General features: G+C 37.4%; 20 protein-coding genes. 6 read left to right on the plus strand and 14 right to left on the minus strand.

The window, feature by feature from the left end; all coding sequences use genetic code 11:
• Positions 1-163: 163 nt before the first annotated feature.
• The 3 genes from ABJD71_RS08680 to ABJD71_RS08690 all read right to left on the minus strand — a co-directional run bounded on the left by ABJD71_RS08680 (position 164) and on the right by ABJD71_RS08690 (position 7,974).
• Complete coding sequence (locus tag ABJD71_RS08680) at positions 164-319, minus strand: hypothetical protein (protein WP_348167509.1); 156 nt, start codon at positions 317-319, stop codon at positions 164-166.
• A gap of 203 nt (positions 320-522) precedes the next feature.
• Positions 523-5,037: an EAL domain-containing protein gene (locus ABJD71_RS08685; protein ID WP_348167512.1), complete on the minus strand. Its 4,515-nt coding sequence runs from the start codon at positions 5,035-5,037 to the stop codon at positions 523-525.
• 180 nt (positions 5,038-5,217) lie between these two features.
• Positions 5,218-7,974, minus strand: coding sequence for an insulinase family protein (locus ABJD71_RS08690; protein ID WP_348167516.1), 2,757 nt, complete (start codon positions 7,972-7,974; stop codon positions 5,218-5,220).
• A 126-nt stretch (positions 7,975-8,100) separates the two neighbouring features.
• Between ABJD71_RS08690 and sixA the strand changes: the two genes are divergently transcribed.
• Entirely contained in the window at positions 8,101-8,574 is a 474-nt protein-coding gene (gene sixA, locus ABJD71_RS08695) for a phosphohistidine phosphatase SixA (RefSeq protein ID WP_348167519.1), read from the plus strand.
• Positions 8,575-8,839: 265 nt separating this feature from the next.
• Here the strand turns inward: sixA and ABJD71_RS08700 are convergent, their stop codons facing one another.
• The gene (locus ABJD71_RS08700; RefSeq protein ID WP_348167522.1) at positions 8,840-10,132 is read right to left on the minus strand and encodes an HlyC/CorC family transporter; all 1,293 of its coding nucleotides are present in this window, start codon (positions 10,130-10,132) and stop codon (positions 8,840-8,842) included.
• A 58-nt stretch (positions 10,133-10,190) separates the two neighbouring features.
• Positions 10,191-10,982, minus strand: coding sequence for a cytochrome c biogenesis protein CcsA (gene ccsA, locus ABJD71_RS08705; protein WP_348167525.1), 792 nt, complete (start codon positions 10,980-10,982; stop codon positions 10,191-10,193).
• A 244-nt stretch (positions 10,983-11,226) separates the two neighbouring features.
• On the opposite strand from ccsA, the gene ffh reads away from it, so the two are divergent.
• Genes ffh through moeB form a run of 3 tightly spaced genes read left to right on the plus strand, consistent with a single transcriptional unit; the run spans position 11,227 to position 15,722 of the window.
• Positions 11,227-12,603: a signal recognition particle protein gene (ffh, locus tag ABJD71_RS08710; protein ID WP_348167529.1), complete on the plus strand. Its 1,377-nt coding sequence runs from the start codon at positions 11,227-11,229 to the stop codon at positions 12,601-12,603.
• A gap of 2 nt (positions 12,604-12,605) precedes the next feature.
• On the plus strand, positions 12,606-14,966 hold the full coding sequence (locus ABJD71_RS08715) for a bifunctional diguanylate cyclase/phosphodiesterase (RefSeq protein WP_348167532.1): 2,361 nt from the start codon (positions 12,606-12,608) through the stop codon (positions 14,964-14,966).
• 3 nt (positions 14,967-14,969) lie between these two features.
• A complete protein-coding gene (gene moeB / locus ABJD71_RS08720; RefSeq protein ID WP_348167586.1) occupies positions 14,970-15,722 on the plus strand; it encodes a molybdopterin-synthase adenylyltransferase MoeB in 753 nt (250 codons plus the stop codon).
• A 68-nt stretch (positions 15,723-15,790) separates the two neighbouring features.
• On the opposite strand, the gene ABJD71_RS08725 is transcribed toward moeB, so the two are convergent.
• Positions 15,791-17,083, minus strand: a complete 1,293-nt coding sequence (locus tag ABJD71_RS08725; protein ID WP_348167535.1) for an NAD(P)/FAD-dependent oxidoreductase — start codon at positions 17,081-17,083, stop codon at positions 15,791-15,793.
• Between the two features lie 303 nt (positions 17,084-17,386).
• Between ABJD71_RS08725 and ABJD71_RS08730 the strand changes: the two genes are divergently transcribed.
• Both ABJD71_RS08730 and ABJD71_RS08735 read left to right on the plus strand, forming a co-directional pair.
• Positions 17,387-18,712, plus strand: a complete 1,326-nt coding sequence (locus ABJD71_RS08730; protein WP_348167538.1) for an aminotransferase class V-fold PLP-dependent enzyme — start codon at positions 17,387-17,389, stop codon at positions 18,710-18,712.
• 39 nt (positions 18,713-18,751) lie between these two features.
• On the plus strand, positions 18,752-19,279 hold the full coding sequence (locus tag ABJD71_RS08735; protein WP_348167541.1) for a RidA family protein: 528 nt from the start codon (positions 18,752-18,754) through the stop codon (positions 19,277-19,279).
• A gap of 61 nt (positions 19,280-19,340) precedes the next feature.
• On the opposite strand, the gene ABJD71_RS08740 is transcribed toward ABJD71_RS08735, so the two are convergent.
• From ABJD71_RS08740 to ABJD71_RS08775, 8 genes are all read right to left on the minus strand, one after another.
• Positions 19,341-20,045: an SOS response-associated peptidase family protein gene (locus ABJD71_RS08740; RefSeq protein WP_348167544.1), complete on the minus strand. Its 705-nt coding sequence runs from the start codon at positions 20,043-20,045 to the stop codon at positions 19,341-19,343.
• Positions 20,046-20,365: 320 nt separating this feature from the next.
• Positions 20,366-20,617, minus strand: coding sequence for a superinfection immunity protein (locus ABJD71_RS08745; protein ID WP_348167547.1), 252 nt, complete (start codon positions 20,615-20,617; stop codon positions 20,366-20,368).
• 219 nt (positions 20,618-20,836) lie between these two features.
• Complete coding sequence (locus ABJD71_RS08750; RefSeq protein ID WP_348167550.1) at positions 20,837-21,406, minus strand: hypothetical protein; 570 nt, start codon at positions 21,404-21,406, stop codon at positions 20,837-20,839.
• 283 nt (positions 21,407-21,689) lie between these two features.
• A complete protein-coding gene (locus ABJD71_RS08755) occupies positions 21,690-22,112 on the minus strand; it encodes a hypothetical protein (protein ID WP_348167553.1) in 423 nt (140 codons plus the stop codon).
• Positions 22,093-22,959, minus strand: a complete 867-nt coding sequence (locus ABJD71_RS08760; protein WP_348167556.1) for a hypothetical protein — start codon at positions 22,957-22,959, stop codon at positions 22,093-22,095. The genes ABJD71_RS08755 and ABJD71_RS08760 overlap by 20 nt, the downstream gene beginning before the upstream one ends.
• A 129-nt stretch (positions 22,960-23,088) precedes the next feature.
• The gene (locus ABJD71_RS08765) at positions 23,089-23,556 is read right to left on the minus strand and encodes a hypothetical protein (RefSeq protein ID WP_348167559.1); all 468 of its coding nucleotides are present in this window, start codon (positions 23,554-23,556) and stop codon (positions 23,089-23,091) included.
• A 113-nt stretch (positions 23,557-23,669) separates the two neighbouring features.
• A complete protein-coding gene (locus ABJD71_RS08770; protein ID WP_348167562.1) occupies positions 23,670-24,290 on the minus strand; it encodes a hypothetical protein in 621 nt (206 codons plus the stop codon).
• A gap of 137 nt (positions 24,291-24,427) precedes the next feature.
• A partial coding sequence (locus ABJD71_RS08775) for a hypothetical protein (protein WP_348167565.1) occupies positions 24,428-24,632 on the minus strand: 205 nt, incomplete at its 5' end.

The following is a 24,632-nucleotide window of genomic DNA, read 5'->3' on the forward strand; positions in this document are numbered from 1 at the left end:
GTTACAAAAGGCTAGGGGCTACGGTAGTGCTTTATTTGGGGTATAAAAAAGAGGGTTCCCCCTCTATTTATTGCTAACTCAATATAGATATTGAATTCCATTGAAATTACGCGTCCTTACGCAATATAACATCAAGTTTTAGATGTTATATAACTCTCCGTCTTTACCAGTTTCTACCAGTTTTTAAACCATTTTTACTGGTATCTGTAGTGGTTACTGGCGCTTTGTTTTGGCTAGGTGCTTTAACTGCTTCTTCAGATTTAATCACTGCTGGAGCCGCTGTTGCTAGTACTAGTGCTACTGCGTAAGATTTTAACATAATTATTTCCTCGTATATTTTATTGACGTTTATGCCGACATTATTTTGCCGGTCACAATTATATTAGCGAGAAGTGTGCCACATTTTATGAGTGTAGGAATCTTACCAAACATAAATATTAAATTTATCTAAGTTATTGAGGTTGAAGGAGATCTGTTAAACCTTTGGTTGGCAGGCTCATGGCACTGTTTCGTATGCTTAATCTAAATTGTGTGTTTTTGGATTACTTTAGATAATTGTTGATTTTCTGACAGTAAGCGTTCAAACCTCTGGGAGTTTAATGGCTTGCTGTAAAGGTATCCTTGTAACATTTCACATTTATAACGACGTAAAATTGACAATTGATTTTCATGTTCAACACCTTCAGCTACAACCTTCAGCCCTAAATTATGGGCAATTGTAATAATCGCTTGAGTCATGTACCTGTCTTCTGATGTTGTGGCAATATCATCAATAAAAGCTTTGTCAATTTTCAAGGTGTTTATTGGGAAACGTTTCAAATAAGCCAATGAAGAGTAACCCGTACCAAAATCATCGAGCGCAAGGTGTATTCCTCTCTCCCTGAGGCGAACCATCATCCGCAACGCTTTTTCTGGGTCTTGCATCAAGGTCCCTTCAGTTATTTCGCACTCGAGGTGCAAAGGCGAGAGGCCTATTTTTTGCAATATATCAATAATCCTTTCATCAAAATCTGGTATTTGAAATTGTCTTGCCGATATATTAACGGCAACGCGTCCTGTAAATAAGCCTTTATCTACCCAGCGTTTAGTATCTTCACAAGCTCTTTTCAGTACCACTTCACCAATGTCAACTATTTGGCCAGTTTGTTCTGCCAAAGGGATAAACTGAGCGGGGCTTACAATACCTTTATCGGGATGCTCGTAGCGTACTAAGGCTTCCATGCTGGTTAACTTACCACTGGCAATGTCAACTTTAGGTTGATAAAAAACTGTAAATAAGTCTTCTTTTAGACCATGACGGATTAAATTCTCTATTTGTAACTGACGGACTGCATTTTGGTTCATTTCTCCACTAAAGAACTGGTACTTATTGCCCCCCGCATTTTTAGCAAAATACATTGCAGTATCAGCATTTTTTAATAGCTCTTGTGGTGAGCTACCGTCCTCTGGATAAAAAGCTATCCCTAGACTGGCACCTAATACAAACTCTTGTTTATTGATAATAAATGGCCGGGCCATATTATCTAATATCGTTTGTGCAAAATGAGTAATGTAATGAATGTCAGTGGAGTTATCTACGAGTATACTGAATTCATCTCCACCTATGCGGTAACAAGTTGCCTTGGTACCTGCTATTTTTTGCAGTCGTTTGGCTATTTGCTTTATTAAAATATCACCAGTTTGATGCCCTAATGAGTCGTTAATTTTTTTAAAGTTATCCATATCTAAACATACAAGAGCATGAGAAGTATCTCGCCTTACTATATTGCTATGGCTTGCTAGGAAAAATGACCTGTTAGGCAAATCAGTAAGGGGGTCGGTATTCGACAGCTTTAATAGTTCTTTCTCTGTACCTTTACGGGCAGTAATATCCGAAAAAACACCTACATAATGGCTTATTTTGCCATCTTCATCGGTAATAGCATCAATATTAAGCTCCATCTCATACTTGTCGCCTACCTTTCTTCGTGATTCAACTTCACCAAACCAATTTCCTTTTTGTTGCAGGCTTTTCTTTACTTCTTCAGTAAACACACCTGGATATTGGTGAAAGGCTAAATAACTGGCTAGAGCCTGCTCTCTGGTTTCTCCCGTATATTTACAATACGAGTTGTTTACTGAGATAAATCTAAAACTAGTATCTGTAATAAAAACGCCATCTGATATAGTTTCAATTGAACGTTTAAATAGCTTTAACTGCTCTTCAGCTTCTTTGAGGTTGCTAATATTTTTTAATGTGCCTGTCATCCGTTGTGGTTGATGATTATTATCTCTAGCAACGACTTTACCTCTGTCTAGAACCCATAACCAATCACCCTTATAGGTTTGGGCTCGGTATGCCACTTCATAATTTTCGGTTCTTTCATCCAAATGGTCCTTCAATGAGTGTTGTACTCTTTCTATGTCATTTGGATGTATATTGGCTTCATAGGAGCTATTAACTCGAATGTCGTCTTGTGGGAAGTCCAAGGTTCCCCAGGTATTTGATCTAAAAACCTGTCCTTTATAGATATCCCAATCCCATAATTCATCACCGCTACTCCAGAGCGTTAGCTTTAAACGCTCTTCATTTTCTAATATCGCTTGGCGAGTTGCGTTTCTAGCTCTTAGTTGTTTAGTCCAGTAAAATAATAAAAATATTGTAAAGGCTGCATATAAAAATAACGCATTTTGATGTAACCAAAACGGTGGCGCTATTTCAATGCTAACTTGGTTTGAAGGTGACCATTCACCGAATGGAGCTTTACTTTGAACAACAAAGGTATAGGTGCCAAAGTCTAAATTTGAAAAATCTGCTCTTCTAGGGGACTCACTATCCGTCTTAATCCATTTATTTGAGAGCCCGATAAGTTTGTATCGATATTCTATTGCCTCTGGCACAACAGGGTTCAGCTGAGCGAATTTCAAGCTAATCATGCTCGACTCATTAGGAAGGTCGATACTTGTGGCCATATTAATTGCAGAGGATAAAGGAGAGTTTTTTGAATGAATAGAAACGGGAAGATTGAAAATTCTAAATTGTGTTAAAGTAGGCGAATTGTAAGAATTAAGATTGGCTTGATTAGCACTTTTTTCTAATTCTGAATATGATAACTTCTTTGGGTCAAATGTTAGAATACCACTTGCCCCTCCAAACATTATTTCATTTGTTTGAGTGAGTAAGCCAGAACCTTCATTTAATTCATTAAACATTAATCTTTCTGGCCCGATGTTTTGAAGTACTTTACCCTCCTTAACTGACACTTCATCTATTCCATCACTTATATGTGATAACCAGAGGCTATCTTTTCGATAAACAGTTTCAATAATTTGATTACTAGCTAAGCCATTTCCTTGGTTTAAATGTGTTTTCACTTGATAAGATGTTTTATCTAATTCAATAAGGCCGTGGCTTAGGGTTGATAGCCAAAATGCAGTATCTGTTTCAACTACAGAGTTAAACAATCTCACTGAATCATCAAAGTTAATGATTAATCTTTCTAACGTTTGAGTAGGTGTATTGTATAAAACGAGCCCCAAATTTGTTGCTAGCCATAAATTTTTGGATGAATCGTAGTAAAGAGGTACTACATAATTAATATTTTTATTGGGCAGTTCAATGTTTGTTATTTTGAGTGTTTCTGTGTCGACAGAGCTAATAATACCCACTTCTCTTCTGAGCCAAATTTTATTGGAAAACTGACTGATATTTTGGGTGTCCATTCCTGCGAAAAGTGTTTTTACGTGCTCTAGTTGACCTTCTGGAGTCTGTTTATATATAAAAAGGCCCCCAGAGCTGGCTACCCAAATCCTATCTAAGGCATCAATTTTTAATGCCCATATATTATGGTTAAAATTTGTTAAAAAATGTTCGAAAGTAAAGTTATCTGAATCAAATTTATTCAATCCATTAGATTGTGTCGCCGCCCAAATTTGACCTTTAGAGTCTTGAGATAACCCCCAAATAACGTTTCCCGATAATGAGTTGGGGTTATTAGCGTTTTTTTGAAACAACTTAATTTTTGAGCTTTCTAAATTATAATGGTAGACACCACCAGAAAAAGTACCTAACCAAATTGTGTTATTCGAGTCTTTAAATAGTTTTAAAAAATGAGTGCTGTCTAGCCCAAAATTGCTATTGTTTTGATCATTATATGAAAATAGATGCTCGAAATTTTTATCGATAATACTGATACCAGTTGTTGTTCCTAGCCATATATTTCCATCTTTATTTTGTGAAATACTTCTTATCTCATCTCCAACAATAGCGGGGGAGCTTTGAGTATCAATTTTGGTTACATCAAAAGTGTCGTTATTAACCACATAAGCACCTTGTTCGGTGCCTAGCCAATAGTTATTACTGATTAATTTTAAATCAAATAGATAGTCAGCATCGATAGATATATCCCAAGGATTTGCTTCTTTTAAACTAAACAAGGTATTTGTTGTATGTTCGAGGATAAATAATCCCTCACCTAAGCTACCAATCCAAGTTTTGTCTTCTTCACTAAATATTACTTTGATGTCCGCAGGTAACGCATCTCCATCTACTCTATAAGGCAAAAATGTATCGGTGGGGTTATCATATATATAAAGGTTTTCACTAGTAGAAATGACTAATTGGCTATTAACATCCAATGATAACGAAAATATTTCGTTATCGCTTAATGCACTGTTGCTACTATTATAAGTTTTAAAATTATCTAGTTGTGAGTTGTATTTCGCTAAGCCATTTCGAGTGCCTATCCAAAGATCTCCTTCAGAGTCCACCAACATTTTTTTGGTAAAGTTTGCAGGTAAAGAAAACTCATTTTCTGGGACATGTTTGTATGTTTTAAAGTCGTATCCGTCAAAACGGCTGATTCCTTCAAACGTTGAAAACCATAGAAAACCTTGCTTATCTTCAACTATATCGGTGACAGTACTTTGGGCTAACCCATCAGATTTAGAATATTTTAAAAAGACATTATTTGAGGCAAGCGCAGGAGTGAGGACGATTAATCCAAGTGATATCAAAAAAACGGACAAGTATGTGGTGTAAAATTTGTAAATGCGCACTTCGTACCCAAAGATAGTAGACTACCTTCTTATAATTAGTATTAGTCATTGGTATGTCCCTATCTCCCGCTACTAAATATGCCCAATTTTAGCTTGGGCTACAAGCATTTATAATAGAAAATTGACCGAGTTAGCTTAAAAAAGCTGATTTGTGTAGTTTTTATGCGGTTAATGGTGGCGTTAAAGGTAAATCGTTTCTGATTTAAACCTCTGAATATTAGAAATATTAGCAGCCTTAATAAAAGTAGGGTGATCATTTAAGTCGCCACTATACAACAAAAATTCTCCAAAATTCTGTCTTGACACCATATCGACTAAATAATGTTTTAGGTCTGTAAATTCAAGTTTAACAATAGCTTCTACCATTTTTTCATTATGATTAAATGTTAAATTTCCATTACCAATTGCCATCCATAAATGCTGACTTTTCATATTTAAATTGGTGTCTTTTTGCATTAATTGTTTAATGACGCCATTTTTGATCATTTTCCAAATATTCTCATATTCTTTTATACCTTCAAGCATCGCTACAAGGAATGTGTTAATTGCTTCTATGAGTTGACTGACAGTTTTGTGTGGAGATTGAATATAAAAGCTGATCCCTGGGTGATTGTTGTAGGGAACAAATCCAGTACCAACCAAATAGCCTAGTTGTTGCGTGGTGCGCAGTTCATGAAAAAATGGTGTGGCTAATAATTGCTCTGTTAAAATAGTTAGTACATTGGTTTTTATGGTTGAGTCTGGGGCTTGGAAATATAACACTACGGCTGCATCTGGATGTTCACAGTCGACTTGGTGGACTTGTGTGGCTAGTGTTCGTATGTCAGCTACCCCTCTTGTAATTTTGTCAGTCGTTTGGTACTTATTTCGAAAGTCTTTTATATCTTTAACCACTTTCACCGTATCAGAATATGTCCAGTCGCCATAAATCAAGCCTTCTAAATGAAAACGACTAAGTAATTTCTCTTTCGTCATTTTTACGTCGCTTAACTCTAAATTATTTATATTTAATGCCAACTGTTCTGGTGGATAATTTTGTTGTTGCATGAGAACTGCTAGTCTGGAAAACATCCTGTTTATTGGTTTGTTAAGCAGTGTATTTGATAAGCCATTAAGTTGTTTATTCTTTACTTGTTGAAATCTGCTTTCAAAATTATCATCTACTATGATTTCAGTTAAAAGGGTACTACAAAACTCAAGTTGTGGCTTACTAAACCCACTAGTTTGTATAGAGAACCCTCCTTGATGGGGGTATAAATGAAAGTGAATTCCAGCCATATTGGCCTGATAATATTTTTGATTTAATCTTTCATTTAATAATGAAATCCAAAGCCGCTTAGCCGCAACTATTTCAATGCCTTGATTCACAATGGGGCAATCAAAGGTTAAATAACAATGTCCTTTAGGTTGCTTAAATTTATCGTCTTGTCCGTACCAAATATGGAGCCCGGCTTCGCTAACTATTTCTTGTGGGAGATGATAGTTATGATTAACATCATTATGTTTAGAAGGCGGCTGTATGAATTTATTTACATCGGGCAATTTAAAATTAGAGTAGTACTGTGATTTATATATTTCGATTTCAAGTTTTAGTTTTTTAACATCATAAGGAGTGTTATACCACTTAGCGATTAGACTAGTGGTGACATCTGGCGTAATCACTTTTAACCTCAGGTTTTCAGGGGTGAAATACTCCAACATCTGAATTGTAAGTGCTGGGCTAGGTTTATCGAGTATATAATCTCCGCAAAGCACATACTCCTCCGGGTATTCAAACATTGCCACACTTAACTCTTGAACTTCATCTATAGGCTTTGCTTGGTCAGTGAAGTCCCACATTAATTGGTTGAGAAGGCAAATTTCTTGAATGCGCCAATTGCTAACGCCTTCTTCCTTAATAAGTTGAATAAAAGCGAATAAAGCCGAAATTATGTTGTCTTGATTTTTAATTCCTTCATTAGTCAATTGCAGATTAATGTTAAAGTCTTTAAAACTGCTGCCTTCAATTCCACCGCCTGCGCTTAGGGTTGTGGCCCAATTTTTTTGTTTGTAAAAGCTCAATAGTCCGCCATCTCCTTCATCACCTAATATATGACTCAAGACACTTAGTGGCTTACTTCTAAAGTGTTTATCTTGAGCGGGTAATGGGAATGTCAATATCATTCTTTGAGCGCGTTGAATGGGTTTGATATCAATCTGTATTCCTAAATTCTCCGGCAAATACAAACTAGGGTGCTTAGTACCAGAAATCGGTGTAGTTGCATCCCATTGACCAAAATGTTTTTGTATTAGCAATTCAGAAGTGCCAATTTCATGCTTAGAAATTAAACATAAAGCAGTATTGTGTGGTTGATAATAGGTTTGGTGGAGGCGTTGAATTTTTTCTTTTAATTCAGAGTTCGAAAATGCTGAGAAGCTCTCTAAATTGCCCACAGAAAACTTACTAAAAGGATGCGCAGGGTTACAGGTTTCTTTATGCACTTGGTATAAGCGTCTTAAATCATCTTTTTGTTTTAATAAAAACTCTGCATCAATTACTTTTAATTCTTTTTCAATGAATTTTTCATCAAACTTAGGCTTTAAAATCATCGCACTTAGGTGTTTTAAGCCGATGTCTTCTGCGTTTGTATTAGAATTTACATCGTAAAAATAACTTGTAAACTCAGTACCAGTAGAGGCATTTATACTTCCATTATGACTAGCTAAGAATTCTGAAAATGCATTGGCGACAGGGAATGCATGGTTTCCTAGAAAAAGCATATGCTCTAGTAAGTGACTGATACCGTGGCAGTCGCAATCATCGTTAAAGTGCCCCGCTTTCACCGTAATAGAGCAAGCACTTTTGTTGGTATGGATATCTTGAACCAATAAAACCTTTAAACCATTTGGTAATTCTATGAATTTATATTGGCGTTTATCATAGGCACTTTTATACAAAATATACTTTCCTTGACATTACAACTTGTAAGCATAAACCAATTTTTTATAGATAATCACTTTCTAAACATTTTTCATGACATTTTTATTGTACTATTAGAAAAAATAAAAAATTAAATCAATAATATGAAGTTAGTGATAATGCGTCACGGACAAGCTGAAGTACTAAGTAAGCCAGATGAAACTAGGGCTTTGACTGCTTTAGGTAAACAGCAAGTATCTGATGCAAGTAATTGGTTAGCAAAAAAATTAGGTGAGAAAACCAAAATTGATTTAGCACTGGTAAGCCCTTTTTTGAGGACTCAGCAAACCTATGATGAGTTATTTTCAGTGGTAAATGTTGTTAAAAAAATTGATGCACCTGATGTTGTCCCAAACGGTGATCCTGCTTTATTTCACGACTATTTAGATACCTTAATATCACAAACTCCCGCTTTTAAAACTATTTTGATTATAAGCCATATGCCCTTTGTTTGTTACTTTTTAGAAGAGATAAATAAAAGCAAAAAATCAATGTTATTTGATACGTCTAGTACTGTGGTTTTCGAATATAATCCTGTCGATAGAAATGGGATTCGGGGAGATACATTTCACCCTTAAGGTGAAATACACTTTCATAATATTTTGTGCAAATTTTATCCTTAAGAATTTGTAGGGTTAACCGATATCATTATTATGATAAATAAAAGTTTACCTGCATATTTACAACAGGTGTTAGAGAACGAGGTTGTAGAATCAAAACTGACTCATGATGATGAGCTACAGGGTATTATGGATCGCCTGACAAATCTTAATGACAAAGTTGAACACTTAAAAAGCAAAATCAAACAAAATCGCCAAATAAAAGATAACAATTCAAAGATGACTAATCAGAAGTAAAAGCTGGCTCTTCGCGGTAATATTCTGGCAATACTCTCACTGTTTTTACCATATTGTCTTTCATTTCAATTAGTTCTATAGGATAGCCAGCGATTCGCAAACTGATATTAGTTTCAGGTATATCTTCGAGGTATTCTAATATTAAACCGTTCAAGGTTTTTGGACCTTCAGTTGGGAAACTCCAATCTAGTTCTTTATTTAACTCTCTGATATTGGCGCTTCCATCTATTAAAAAGCTGCCGTCTTGTTGCAAGTTAGCTTCTTTACTATGGTCAGGTAGAAAACTAGTGGTGAAGTCACCAATAATTTCTTCAAGAATATCTTCCAAAGTTACTAACCCCTGAATGTCACCGTATTCATCTACTACTAGCCCTATTCTTTCTTTAGCTGCTTGAAATTTATACATTAAGGTATGTAGAGGCGTCGACTCTGGCGTAAAGTAAATATCTCTTACTGCTCTAAGTAAGGTGGCTTTTGTAAATTGATCTTTAGACAATAACCTTAAAGCATCTCGAACATGTACAAACCCTACCGCATCATCTATGCTGTCACGATAAAGTAACACTCGGGTGTGTTGAGCGTTGACTAGCCTCCGTTGAATATCTTTCCATTCATTATTGATGTCGATAGCTACGATATCGCTTCGAGGCACCATAATATCTTCAGCTGTTACCTTTTCTAAATCAAGAATGCCCACTAACATGTCTTGGTGCTTTTTAGGGATTAATGTGCCAGCTTCGTGAACCACGGTTCTTAGTTCTTCTCTGCTTAAGTTTTCACCATCGTTATTTCTGGGGTTAACTCGAATTATCGCTAATAAGCCATTACAAATACCATTTATCAGGTAGACAAACGGATAAAGTATAAACATCAGTGGAAGTAAAATAATGGAGCTAGGGAAAGATATTTTTTCGGGATAAAGTGCAGCTAACGTCTTAGGAGTAACTTCTGCAAAGATTAAAATCACAATAGTTAAGCCAATATTTGCAGCAATTAGGCCCCAAAACTCTCCAAACAATCTTAAACATAGAATGGTCGCTACAGACGCAGCTGCAATGTTAACCAAGTTATTGCCAATGAGTATTAAACCAATCAGTCTATCAGGTCTTTGTAGTAATTTTTGTACGCGAATAGCGCCTTTGTGACCTTCATTTTCAAGGTGTTTAAGACGGTATCTATTAATGGACATCATGCCCGTTTCTGAGCTTGAAAAATAAGCTGAGAGTAAAATTAAAACGCCGAGAATAATAAATAAACTACTAGTGGCGATGTCGTCCAACTATGGAAATCCTATAAAGAAATTAAGGTTGCAACTGTAAGGGCAATTTAGCCTCTAATCAAGAGTTAAGTAAGACTTCTCTGACAAAACGGCTACCAAAATATCCGAGGGTTAATAATGCAGCAGCTAATATACTTGAAGTAATAATCCATCTACCTCTCCAACCATACAGCCAGTGGCCAATCACTATCACGCTATAAGTAACCCACGCTATCAGTGCCAGTATCGTTTTATGCGCTTGTTCCTTGGCAAACATGTCATCTAAAAACATAAAACCAGTGATCAAAGATAAGGTGAGTAAAACCGTACCGACTAATAGTAACTTAAATAAAATATTCTCTACCGCCATAAGCGGAGGTAAAGAAGAGTGAAGCAAGGAGGCTTTCTTTTCTTTAAGACGTAAGTTGATATACGACAATTGCAAAGTATATAAAAATGCAATAGATAAACTTGCGTAAGCAAACAAAGACAGACCGATATGAATAAGTAACGTTGGTTTTATACCTACATTCATCATATGAGCGCTGGGTAATTGAGTGTTGGCTATAACAATTAAACCACTAAAACCGTATATCACCGGTAACAGAATAGTGTTAGGTAGTTTAAATGACGTTACCAACATAGTGACACTGATCAACCATCCAATAAGTGAAGCTACATTGAGCATACTCATGTTTTGACCTGGAGACAAAAACACACCAAGTCTTAGAATATATGCATGTAATATTATTGCGACAACAACACTAACTGTAGCTAACGCTTTGTTTGGGCCTTTTTTATCAAACATACCAGCAACCACTATTGCTGATGCTATCAGATAAAACACAAAACAAAGTACATCTAGTAACATCTTAAACTCTCTGGCTTGTTCAATGGGACGTAACGACAGTGCGTTATCAGCATTATGACTTACAACATTTTAATAAAAATCTAAGTTGTTAAAATTAACACTAATTTTGCTTACATGACATAGCTTTAATAACATTTCAAAGGTTACATACATTTTCTGTTACGAGAAATGCTTTTGAGCATTCTTATCTGTAACTATCTTCGATATAATAAAAGTAATTAGTAAACTTTAGGTAATACAAAGCATGTTTGAAAATCTAAGTGACAGATTAGGTAAAACGCTAAAAAATATTAGTGGTAAAGGGCGTTTATCTGAAGACAATATAAAAGACACTTTGCGCGAAGTGCGCATGGCATTGCTAGAGGCTGACGTAGCATTACCTGTCGTGCGTGAATTTATCGCGCAAGTAAAAGAGCGCGCAGTTGGGACTGAAGTTAGTAAAAGTCTAAACCCAGGTCAGGTTTTCATTAAAATTGTTCAATCTGAACTCGAGTCAGTCATGGGGCAGGTTAATGAATCCTTAAATCTTGCTGCGCAGCCCCCAGCTGTTGTGTTAATGGCAGGTTTACAAGGTGCGGGTAAAACTACCAGTGTCGGTAAATTAGCCGCTATGTTAAAGCAGCGTGAAAAGAAGAAAGTATTAGTTGTTAGTGCTGATGTTTATCGCCCTGCTGCAATTAAGCAACTTGAAACATTAGCAAATGATGTTGGTGTTGAGTTTTTTCCATCAAGTGCCGACCAGAAACCTATAGATATAGCTAATGCTGCGATAGATTTTGCACGTAAGCAATTTTTTGATGTACTGCTTGTGGATACAGCTGGTCGTTTGCATGTTGATGGCGAAATGATGCAAGAGATTCAAGCATTACATCAAGCCATTAATCCTATCGAAACCCTATTTGTTGTTGATGCCATGACAGGTCAAGATGCTGCTAACACAGCAAAAGCCTTTAATGATGCCTTGCCTTTAACAGGGGTTATATTAACCAAAGCGGACGGTGACGCCAGAGGCGGGGCTGCTTTATCTGTCAGGCATATTACTGGCAAGCCCATTAAGTTTATGGGGATGGGCGAAAAATTAGATGCCCTAGAAGCTTTCCATCCAGAGCGCATAGCATCCCGTATCTTAGGGATGGGTGATGTATTAAGTTTAATAGAAGAAGTTGAACGCAAAGTAGACAAAGCTAAAGCTCAAAAATTAGCTAAGAAAGTTCAAAAAGGTAAGGGGTTTGACTTACAAGACTTCAAAGAACAATTAGAGCAAATGCGCAACATGGGCGGCATGATGTCTCTTATGGATAAAATGCCCGGAATGGGAAATATGTCAGCGCAGGTTAAAGATAAAGCAAATGACAAATCTTTTAACCAAATGGAAGCTATAATCAATTCTATGACACCTGGCGAAAGGGCAAGACCAGATGTGATTAAAGGCGGGCGTAAGCGCAGAATTGCAGCTGGTTCGGGTACTCAAATTCAAGATGTAAATAGAATGCTGAAGCAGTTTACCCAAATGCAGAAAATGATGAAAAAAATGTCAGGTGGTGGCATGAAAAAAATGATGCGTAATATGAAAGGTATGATGCCACCGGGTGGCCCAGGTGGCATGTTTCCACCAAGATAGCTATGATTAGATTTGAGCCAGTAATTGCACTGGCTCAAATCTTTATAACCCAACAAATAGCTTCTTTATTTGGCGCTACTGGAACCGTTATTTTGCTAAAAAACATTTTTAATCAAGGTTCGCAAACCTTGGTCAATATTATCTTTGCCGTCGTTTTGACGCTAGGTCTATTTGTGACTGCTTCTGTGTATCTGAAAGGGAATAACATTGCTGAAAATACACAGCATTTAGCCACAGAATATATTTCGACTTACAAACTTTTGAACGAGTTAAATAATTATTTAATTGAGCAAGAACGCTTTCTTAATGCAACGTTAACTTTAGAAAATAGCAGAGATGAAAAAGTAACAAACCAGGCTGTTTTTCAAAAACCTAATAAGGTTATAGATACGTTAGTCATCAATTTAGGAGATAATCCATCTTTAAAAATTGTTGTCAATAATCTAAAGGAGCTTAATAGAGTAAACAGCCAATTGCTTGGTTACATTGAAAAAAAAGACGCGAATAAACAGTTAACTGCGGAGTATTTAAACACAATAAGTAAGATTAGAATTGCCACCAAGCAAGAGTTGCAGTCTTTAATTGATTTCGTGGACCTAAAAGTTGGTAATTCAAAAAACGAAATCTTAACTGGAGTTAGTAACGTTAAGTTATTTGTACTCCTATATGGCATTGCTACTTTTATAATAAGCTACGTCATCGTTAAAGCGATTGCTATTTTTAAAGCAAATAATGTTGATACACAACGTCTATCACTTTTTCCAAGCCGTAACCCCAACCCCGTATTCAGTTTAGATCACCAAAATAACGTCACTTACGCCAATCCTGCATGTGGTCTGTTGTTAAAGCGCTTATCGCTGCCTGTTGGGCAGACTCATCTACTTGTTGATAATAATATAAAATTTTACCAAGATGAAATAATGGCAGATGTAGATACTCAGTCAACTTCATTTGAATACCAAATTAATCAGTTATTCTTTCAATGTAACTTGTACAGCCTTGAAGATCGTAAAGAGTGGGATATTCATTTAACGGATATAACTGCCCGTAAAGCGGTAGAAAAAGAACTGTCGTATCGTGCAAGTCATGACCCTGAAACTGGCTTGAAAAATCGATATGAGTTAGAAAAAACAGTTGCTGATTTATGTCAGAGTAGCCAAGAGTTTTCTTTTGGATTATTAGAAATACGCTCCTTTAGCCAATTATTAACAGGACAAGGACTAACTGCTGCCTCGACAGTAATGAACGAGGTTGCGGATGTCATTCGAGAAATAATATGTGGATTTAACGTACTCGAGTGTAGTGTTTATCACCTTGGTGAAAAGAGTTTTGCATTAATAAGTAAACAAAATGCAAATAAAGGACAGATTTATTCATTGGTCAGAGAAATAGAAGAAAAAGTATCGAACACTTCTTTTTATTGTCACTATGAAGTTAGGCTTGATTATGGTTTTTCTTGTTTCCCTGCTCATGGTAATGATTACTCAAGCTTACATAAAAGTGCTTTGGCCGCCTTGGATAAATCCGCAAGCAGCGAAGATAAAAGGCATATAGTTTTTAACCCAGAGTTGGGCGAAAGACTTCGTTATCAACAACAATTGATTGAAGATATGCGGCTTGCAATATCTAATGCGAATTTCGAATTGTATTTTCAGCCTCAGCTAGATTTACGGACTGGAAAAGTGACAGGGGCTGAGGTGTTAATTCGTTGGCAGCGGAACGCCGAATGGATGTCCCCTGCAGAGTTTATTCCTTTGGCTGAAAAAGCAGGTCTTATTGATATTTTAGGAGATTGGATTTTACATACATCATGCCAAAAAGCGCGAAATCTAGTAGACCTAGGGTTAGAAGACTTAGTCATAGCAGTTAATATTTCACCATTACAGTTTGGTCGCAAAGATTTTCTAGCGAAAGTGCAACACGTATTAGAAGACACAGGCTTACCCTCTAAAAACCTTGAGTTAGAAATTACTGAGGGAGTTATCATCTACAATGAGCAAGAAACTATAGCTACGCTAGAGTCCTTGAAAAAATTGGGAGTCAAACTTGCTATTGATGATTTTGGAACCGGTTATTCGTCTTTGAGTTATTTGAAAAAGTTCAATATTGATAAGCTTAAAATAGATCAATCATTTGTACGTAATATTCAGCACGAAAATGCAGATCAATCCATTGTAAGAACTATTATCGAATTAGGTCGTAACCTAAGCCTTACTTTGATTGCAGAAGGAGTTGAAGAGCAAGAGCAACTTAATATATTAAAATCTATGGGGTGTGATGAAATACAAGGTTATTTCTTTAGTCGCCCATTACCTGAGCAAGAATTTATAGAGTTTGTGCAACAGCAAAGAGGGTCTTACTAAGTGGTGAAGCAGCTCACGCCAGCTAATGCCATGCGCTACAGTAGGCAAGTTTTACTTTCTGGTTTTGATTTAGATAAACAAGAGATATTGCTCAACAGTAAAGTATTACAAATTGGTGTGGGTGGGTTAGGGTGTGCAGCTGCTCAGTATTTAGTTTCGTCAGGTGTGGGTCTAATAACACTAGTAGATGACGATGAGGTTGAAACTTCAAATCTACAGCGTCAAGTTTTACACACCGAATCGAGTGTAGGGCTCAATAAATGCGTATCTGCAAAGCGTACATTAACAGCCTTAAATAGCGACGCCAGCATTAACCTTATTCAGCAGCGGTTGTCAGACGATGACCTAAGTGAACACGTTAACAAGCATGATATTGTCATTGACTGCAGTGATAATGTTGAAACACGTAATCAATTAAATCAAGTGTGTATAAATCAGAAAAAACCATTGGTTTCAGGGGCAGCAATAAGAATGGAAGGCCAGTTATCAAGTTTTTTACCTGGCGCAAACAACTCATGTTATCAGTGCCTAAGTGATATGTTTATCCAGCAAGATCTCACATGCGTTGAAGCTGGAGTTATGTCTCCTATCGTAGGTGTTGTGGGGGCTATGCAGGCGCTAGAGTGCGTAAAAATATTGACTGATTTTGGTCAACCATTAACGAATAAGTTAATGATGTTTGATGGTAAAAGTATGCAATGGCAAACATTTATCATCCCTAAAAATAATTCTTGTTCAGCCTGCTCTGTGCTGTAATTCGCTGATAAAAAAAGGCATACATAGGTAAGCCTTTTTTTATCAATCCAATATTTAATTTACATGTATCAATGTAGTTTCAGTTTTTGTCCCACAATATTACTGACCTTTCTACTCAACAATACTAGGGTTCCTTTGAGCCAACCATGAACGGCAAATTGGTGCATATTGTATAGCGAAATATAAACTAAACGAGCTAACTTACCTTCAACAAACATACTGCTACTGCTAAGACTACCCATTAAACTACCCACAGTACTGTACTTACTTAGATGAACTAATGATCCATAGTCTTTATATTTATACGACTTTAAAGGTTTAGACTGCTGAACATTAATTAAATTCGTTGCAACTAAGCTCGCCATTTGATGAGCTGATTGTGCTCTTGGCGGCACCCAAGAGCCATCCTCTTGTTGAAAGCCACAGCAATCACCAATGACATAAATATCGCCGGTTAATGTACTCTGTAATTGATTTGTTACGAGGATTTGTTGTGCACGGTTAGTTTCAAAAATATCTAACCCCTGAATAAAATCTGGGGCTTTAACACCTGCTGCCCAAACCATTAAGTCTGCTTCGAGCAGGTTAGATTCACTGGTAACAAAGCCTTCTTTTTGAGCGCTTGCTACTCGCGTATTTTCTAACACTTTTATACCGAGCTTATGTAATGCTGCTCTTGCTGAATTGGTTATGCGCTCGGGTAGAGCTGGCAAGATGCGAGGGCCTGCTTCAATGATAGAAACTTGCAGGCGTTCAGCTGACATGTTTGGCATTCCGTAAGAGCGGGCAAGGTTAGCAACATGATGAAGTTGTGCAGCAAGCTCGGTTCCCGTTGCCCCTCCGCCTACAATCGCCACTTTTAAGCTAGAGTCAGAATCACTTAACTGGTTAATCTTAACCAATTGATTAAGCAAAGCTTTATGGAATCGCTCAGCCTGTTTTAAAGAGTCTAATAAGTAGCAATTTTCAGCTACGCCCGGGGTGCCAAAGTCATTGCTAACACTACCAATGGCTAACACCAACGTATCGTAGTTTAAAGTACGCTCTGGTAATAAAATATCACCATTTTCATCTGGCATTTGATCTAAATGAATAGTCTTTTTTACATGGTCTATATGACTCATGTTGCCTAACTGAAAGTCGTAGTGATGCCGCGCAGCGTGAATACGGTAATCAACGCCATCTGAGTTCTTATCAATCACTCCAGCTGCCACTTCATGAAGTAAGGGCTTCCAAACATGGGTAAGGCTTCGATCAACCAATATGATGTCAGCTTCTTTATTTTTACCGAGCGTTTTACTTAACTTCGTAACTAGCTCAAGGCCACCCGCACCTCCGCCTACAACGATTATTTTTTGCATGATATTTCCTAAAGTTTAAAAAAATCTGGAGCGCACTTGCTAGCGGAGTAGAGGAACTACCTGATGTGTAGTAAATAAATGCTAAAAAAAGAAAGAGCACAGCTTTCGCAAGTTGTTGAGCTATGTAAAAAGTGTGACAAAAAATGCGTGTTTTGTCTAGAATAGCGCATCATATATTAAGCGTAGTCTATAGATAAATACCACAGCTTCATTGTTTATGGACCGAGTTGTGCAACACGTCGCTATTTTTCAAACATAATAATTAGAAAAGTCTTATCATTAACCAATTAAGAAGGTGCAGTAATGAGCTCAGAATCACCAAGTTTCAACCGTAGAAGTATGCTCAAAACCCTTACCGCAGGGGCTGTATATTCGCTAGCAGCATCAGAGCTAGTTCACGCTAAGCCTCTTGTAAATACACTTGAGTCTTTGCAAATCCCCAAAGGTGTCACCCCCGAAATTCTAGCCAAAGATGAGTCATTTTGGGCTAAGGTTGCACTTTTTTATGACAAAGCTGAAGGCATAGTCAACCTTGAACATGGCTACTGGGGCAAAATGTCTCGCCCAGTACAAACTGCCTACCTTGAAAACACCGAAATGGTGAATACTCAACTATCCTATTATGCTCGTAAAGAATACAACCAAGATTTAGTAGACAGCGCTAATAAAGTTGCAGCAGCCCTAGGAGCTAAAGATGGTGAAGTTGTACTAACCCGTAATGCTACCGAATCTATCCATAATTTATTAAGGCAGTACAACGACTTTAAACCGGACGAAACCGTTTTATTTACTGATATTGACTATCCTAGCTTTAAAGAAACTATGCAGTGGTTGGCTAAATCACGTAATGTAAAACCCATCGAAGTGATTATTCCGCCCCAAGCAAATCAGCAACAAATTCTCGATTTATACATTACCGCGTTTGATAGCAACCCTAACCTTAAATTGATGTTGCTGACCCATGCGAGCAATCAACATGGGTTGATACTTCCCGTCGCTAAAATTGCAGACGCAGCCAAACAAAGAGGCATAGATGTAGTATGTGACTGTGCACAATCTTGGGGGTTGTTAGACTTTAAAATTACTGACCTTAATGTAGATTGGGCAGGGTTTAATTTACACAAATGGATTGGCAGCCCTGTAGGCGTAGGGGCCTTATATATGAAAAAAGGCAGCCTAGCAAAAATTTCACCTTACCCTGGTGAAACGGATCCTGACGATACCTTAACGTATAAGCGAGTCCACACGGCAACGACCAATTTTGCCGCCACTTTAACCGTGCCTACTGCTATAAGCTTTCACCAATCAATGGGGCCTGCTAACAAAGAAGCTCGTTTACGTTATTTGCATTCCCTTTGGGCGACAGAAGCGAGAAAAATGCCTCACATAGAAGTACTAGGTGGGTCTGATGCAGAATCATCAACAGGTATGGGAGCATTCCGTTTAGCAGGTAAAACTAGCTTAGAAGAAGTAACTGAGTTACAAAAGCGCTTAGAAAACGAATTTGGTGTATTTACCGTTGTTAGAAAGGGTCTTGCCAGTGGTTGCTGTATACGAGTCACGCCACAGGTTTTCGTTTCGGCAACAGAAATCGCCCAATTGACTTCTGCCCTACGAAAACTTGCTTAAGTATTTGTTTTACTAAAAATTATTATAAAAAGGAAAATCATGAAAACGCTTATATTAACGACTGTGTTGTCTTTAGGATTAACATTTCCATTATTAACTTCAGCTAAAGAGATGACTCCAGAGCAACGCATCAAAGCTGCCGGCTTTACCTTACCAGCGCCCGTCAAGCCCATCGCCAATTATGTAACATGGAGACGCTCAGGCAATACCTTGTATTTATCTGGCCACGGTGCATGTGAAGGTAAAAGTGTACTAGGTAAGTTGGGTAGCAATCTTAATGTCGAACAAGGCTATGATGCTGCGCAGCTTGTTGGCTTGTGTGCTTTGGCTACCATAAAATATGCCACCGGTGATCTATCAAACGTAAAACAAGTATTAAAGATAACTGGAATGGTCAATGCCTCAGATTCTTTTACGGGTCACTCAAAGGTCATTAACGGATTTTCTGATTTATTTGTCACTGCATTCGGTGACGACGGCAAAGCCGCCCGAGCCGCAGTGGGTATGAGTAGCCTACCGGGAAATATGTCGGTCGAAGTCAGTGCTATAATCGAACTCAAAGAATAAATATAGAGTAGGGGCACATGCCCCTGCAACTCAGCTCTCCCATAGTAATTTATCGTAACGTTTACATATCTGCTTCTAATAGAAATCGTTTATCGACTGGTCGGTGTGAAGCAGGCTTATCAATACGACACCCTACAAGACGTTGCGGAATATTAGGCTTTAGTAAGTCTGCAAATACACTGACATTTTTTAGATTAGGATCAAGCCACATATTCATAGTATCGTCATCTTGACTCAACATCAGAGGGCTCGCCTTAGTGTGGTAGGGCATGAGCTTTTCATGGGGAGGTAAAGTTATCACCGAACACGACAAAGCTGTTTCACCAGTAGTAGAGTTAACCCATTCTCGGCATAAGCCACCTAAGGCAATAGCTTCACCTTTAATGGCTTTAAAGTCTGTATAGTTTGCATCACGGCCTTTACCTTCGGTTTCGCCAAAACCAGACGCAGGGATAATACAACGAGACTGCCTAAACGCTATATAGCCAGCACTGTGGGGCTTGTTAAGCTTGTCATAACGGGTGTTAAAGCTCGCCCATTTATAATCTGGCTTAAAGATACCACCTTCTAAAGTCTGCAATAACCACCAACTGGCATTTGCGATAGTGCGTTGCTGCGCCACTTGCCTAACAATTGAAACCTCGCTACCCGCCCGAATAAAGCGCTCAAACCTAAGGGGCACTTCGCCCACATCAATTTTAATACCCAGCACACCCAGCAGGCCAATAACACCTGGGTTGTCGGTTACATTTAAACGTCCACACATTAGGCAAGTATCATAGGTTAAGAATGCCTAATAGTTTTGCATAAAAATAACAAAAGCTCATGACATAACTTAAAGAGTGAAAAGTCACTACAAGCAAAAAGATGTTCCTACCAATTAATACATTTTAAGGCATGGACTTTTTAAAAGTGGCCAAGGCCCACTTTGATTTAGATAGGGCAAAGTCGTTTACTTAGTGAGTCTCATTAATGCATTGCTGAGTGGCCTTAATATGGACATGTTTTTCGTTAACAATTCTTTGGACACCCAATTTAATTTCAAGAAAATTACGATGGGTGTCCAATTAGTGTTTATGTTTATGTTTATGTTTCACTATTCGCTTTGTTTGCATATTTACCAATAGCTTTACCAGTTGTTGCCCAAACCATTACACCTCCCCATGCAATCAATGAGAAACCAGCAGGAATACATGCAAGCAATATATATTTAAAATGCTTTCTATTGAAAGCTAGAGCAAGCATTGCGGGAAGAAACCAGAGAATAAATACCCCAATTAATATGAAGCCAATAAATGCATAGTTGTCACTTGCCAAAATACTATCGATAAATTCCATCACTATTTCCCTTTTAAATTAACTACTTTGTTTTTTAAAATTGACAACGTTATCTGATTGTCAAAACTAGTAGTCTTTAATTAGGGAAATATATTACAGAATTGACTGTAATATTTTAGGTGCACCGACTTAATTGAAACATAAGGCTACAATATGGGGCGCGCGTTGTTTGCGCGTCCCTGCCCAACTTGTTGGGCGAACATAATTGACTTGTTAGCTTTAAGCGCACTTGGCGATAGTTGATAAAGCATCTTTCCAAGCCGCTAGAGCATCAAAGTCTTCAACCAAACCGTCTTTAGTACTTTGACCAGTGAAAGCCCCCATTCCATGTTGAATCATATAAGTTGGCTTATATGCTGGTGCCCCTAGATCACTTAGGCTCTGACAAATCGCAGTATTATCAGAACTTAATTTTGTAAGAGCCGTTTGCAATTTATCCATATCATCTTGTGATTGCGCACCGAACAAATTCATACGCAGAACACTAATCGCTTGATGTGCAGTTTTATCTGAAACACGTTTAGTATCAAAAAAGCCATAAGACATGCCGGCAAAATATAGCTCTGCAGCATTCGAGTAATTATTGTCGGTCAAGCACGCATTAAGCCCAGTAAATATATCGACAGGGTTCTGCATGTTCGATAACTCGGCTACAGATAAACATCCAGCTGGTTTCGGGGATTCCAAATTCCCAGTAATCTCATAGTTTGTGACACTGCTTTTAGGCGAAGAATTACAAGCTGAAAGTAGCAAAGCCGATAAAGCTGACAATATTATTTTTCTATCCATGAGCCCGAAGCCCTACTTTAAAGCTAACGCCCTAATAATGGGCAAAAAATTGTTGGCTAAAATGTTGAGGAACGAAAACAGCCAACTGTTTTTTGTCCTTGTTTAACAGCTTGATACCCATTGAGCCTCCCCAATCAGCGTAACAATTGTATGGACACCCACTTTAATTTCAAGAAAATTACGATGGGTGTCCAATTAGTGTTCACTGTGCGGGGTCGTCCGGGCCGCCGTTTCGGTGCAGGGTGTTGTGGGGGCTGGAGGGTAGATACCTCCGGCTACCCGATTACACGTTTTTCTGAAGTAGCTTTGTAGTAAAGCCATCTTTAAAGTGAAATACACTTGCCAAAAAGAACATAAAAATCTGGATAAAGCCTAGCGTCATCGTTGGTTTAGCTAACATACCAAAATAAGCAGCAATTGATGCAACAACTAGAAGAAATCTTTTGGCTGTATACCAGCCAAAATACTGTTCACTTGTTTTCGCTTTAGAGCTAGCAACAGCTTTAGACACTTTTGACGTTATTTGACCAAAAATTAGGCACGCAGCTAATGCCCACTCGGGAGCAAGTATTATTTCTTGCCAAGTTGCTATATATAGTTTTACAGAAATTAGCAGCAAGAATGGAATGGCAATAAACAGATACTCAGCTTTAAGCTCAGCAAAAGTAGCTTTTCTTTGTTGAGCACTAAACATCTGTAAGCTCATATTGATGGCCGCCATAACGAGTTATGTTTGTGATGCTAATGACTTTTGCGTTTCTAATTTGAGGTTGGCCTTTACCTTTTTGCGGAGTGTAAAAGTCTAAGCTTACATTTGCTTTAATAATATCTTTAGGACCGATTGGCGGTATTAATCCGTCTTGATATTTTTCTAGCCAGTCTTTATTAATAATACGAGCTGAGAATGTTTTTTCTAATGTAAGACTTTTGAACTTCCAGACTGCATGTCCCTCATTAACAGAAACCTTAACGTAAAGTTTATCTTCAAATTCCTTGTATTCTGTTTCACCAAGGAACATGTCTTTAGGGTTGCCAGTAAAGCGCCAAGCAGTATTTAATTCACACTTTTTGCCATCTTCACCGCCCGATTTAAGTATTACACTTTCACCTTTTTTCATTTTCTGATTGGCAGTTGAAAACTTATCAAGGACAGTTGCAAGCCCCTGTCTATCAATGTGGGGATCGGCTATTTGCTGAGGAAGATTTTCTACCAATGATGTTTCAAGATCTGCAGCAAGCTCTTCTACCTGTTCTTCACTCTCAGTAATATCAACATTAGTGAGTTCATCAAATAGATCATTTCCTGAATTGTAGAAAGCAGCTTCAAATACTTGGTCAATTTTTCCCGGTAATGCGGATAATTTGCTTAATATCGATCCTTTTTCAATGTCATTTAACTGAAATTCAAAATCAGTATTAAAGCCAACAGATCCAGTCAACAGCTGTCCAAAATCTCTATAGGCATTGATATATTCTGCCATAGCTTCGAATATTTCAGCTGGATTTTGTCGATCATCCAAGTAATCTAACTTAATTGATAATTCTGGTTTCACATTTACTTCCTATAAGTGCGCGATCTATCTCTACGTGTAACGCTTTGAATATGGGGCTAATGTAAGCGCTTCGGCCACAGGCCAGCGAGTATTTGTCCCAGTTAGTTTACGAGCGACATTATTCACTTGTTAGGTGCGTTTCAACTTGGAAAAGTCCATACATTCAAGAGCAATAAACAAAGCTTCAGTGTCTAAATATCTATTTTTTACCAAGTCAGAAAAACTAGGCACAGATGCAATAAATTCTTTTATATCACTCTTTATTTGTTCATTTTCTCTGTCCAACTTTGAAACATCACCAACTTTACCGCGATATTCCATAGTTTTATCTTTTGACTTATAAGTCGGTCGTATTTTTACAAACCAACCATAGGCTTTTAAATCAGAGAATTCTCTATTTATTTCTATATATCCGACGATTTGAGAAAACTTCCAAGGAATGAATACTGATGTATCAAAATGATCTGATCTTAGCTGTTTTTCAAGCTGGTCACTCACTCCGCCTACATATTCTATTTTTTTTTGTTCCATTAAAGCGCTGTGTTGTTCAGGACTTCTCAAATAAATTGGAATTGTAAATACTGTATCGTTTGACATGTGTGAAATACTCCGTAGCACCTAACGCCACCTTAAGCGGCTAAATATAGTTGGCTAAAATTGTTGAATGGAGTGAAAACAGCCAACTGTATTTTGTCCGTTTGAAGGTCTTGTTAACTTGCTAACCACGCAAACAACCATTCAACTTTATTTAAGCTCCACGCAACGATACCTGCAATATACTTTAAGGATTCCTTTAAACCGAATATAGCTTCTACTACTGTAATAGTGGTTAGCAATAATATTAAGTTATTGGTTTTGGTTTGTAATAATTGCTGTTGGCTTTGGCAATAATAATCATGCCACCATTCATTAGGCGTAGCGAATAGTTCATCTGCATCATGATCCCTATGATGTTGGTAAGTGTGGATTACCTCACCATTTTTATCAGGAACTAGTGTACAACTAGTGCTGATAGAGCCCTCATGCCAGAGAGTATATTTATCTATATATAAATCAAACTCCTCACCAGGATTAAGAGGTTTAATTTTTACTGCTTTCAGGGCATGTTGAGTAAGTGTTCCCGCTTTAATTGCAAACTCTTTTATTAACGCACCTGAAAATGGTTCAGTACCAATGTTTTTAATTTTAAGACCATACTCAAAAGGATCATTTTGAACAAGAAAAGGGAATTTTTTAGCCCACCATTTTTTATTAATAGGCTTATGAATAAATTGAAGCCTTAGTTTAACAATTTTTTCAGGTATTAATTCTAGTTGCTCTTCATTATCCACGATTAGTTACATCCTTATTCTGAGTAGCAAGTTAACGCCCAATTAACGGGCAAATAATTGTTGGCTAAAATAGTGAACGAAGTGAACAAAACCCAACTGTTATTTGTCACTGTTAAATTGCTTGTTATGTGTTTGATTTACCAAAGATATTTAAACACAACAAATCCTATCGCGCACCATAATAAGAAGCCAATAAAACGAACAAAAACCTTTGAATGATTGTTTGGATTAAATGACATTGGATCGGATTTAGGAGGATAACTACCAAAGGTTATAACTTTTAAGACAAGCCAACCAGAATAATAAAGTAAAGGCCATAATGTATACGCTAATATTTCACCT

The sequence above is a fragment of the Paraglaciecola sp. genome, assembly GCF_039943935.1.
In the GTDB taxonomy this organism is placed as follows: domain Bacteria; phylum Pseudomonadota; class Gammaproteobacteria; order Enterobacterales; family Alteromonadaceae; genus Paraglaciecola.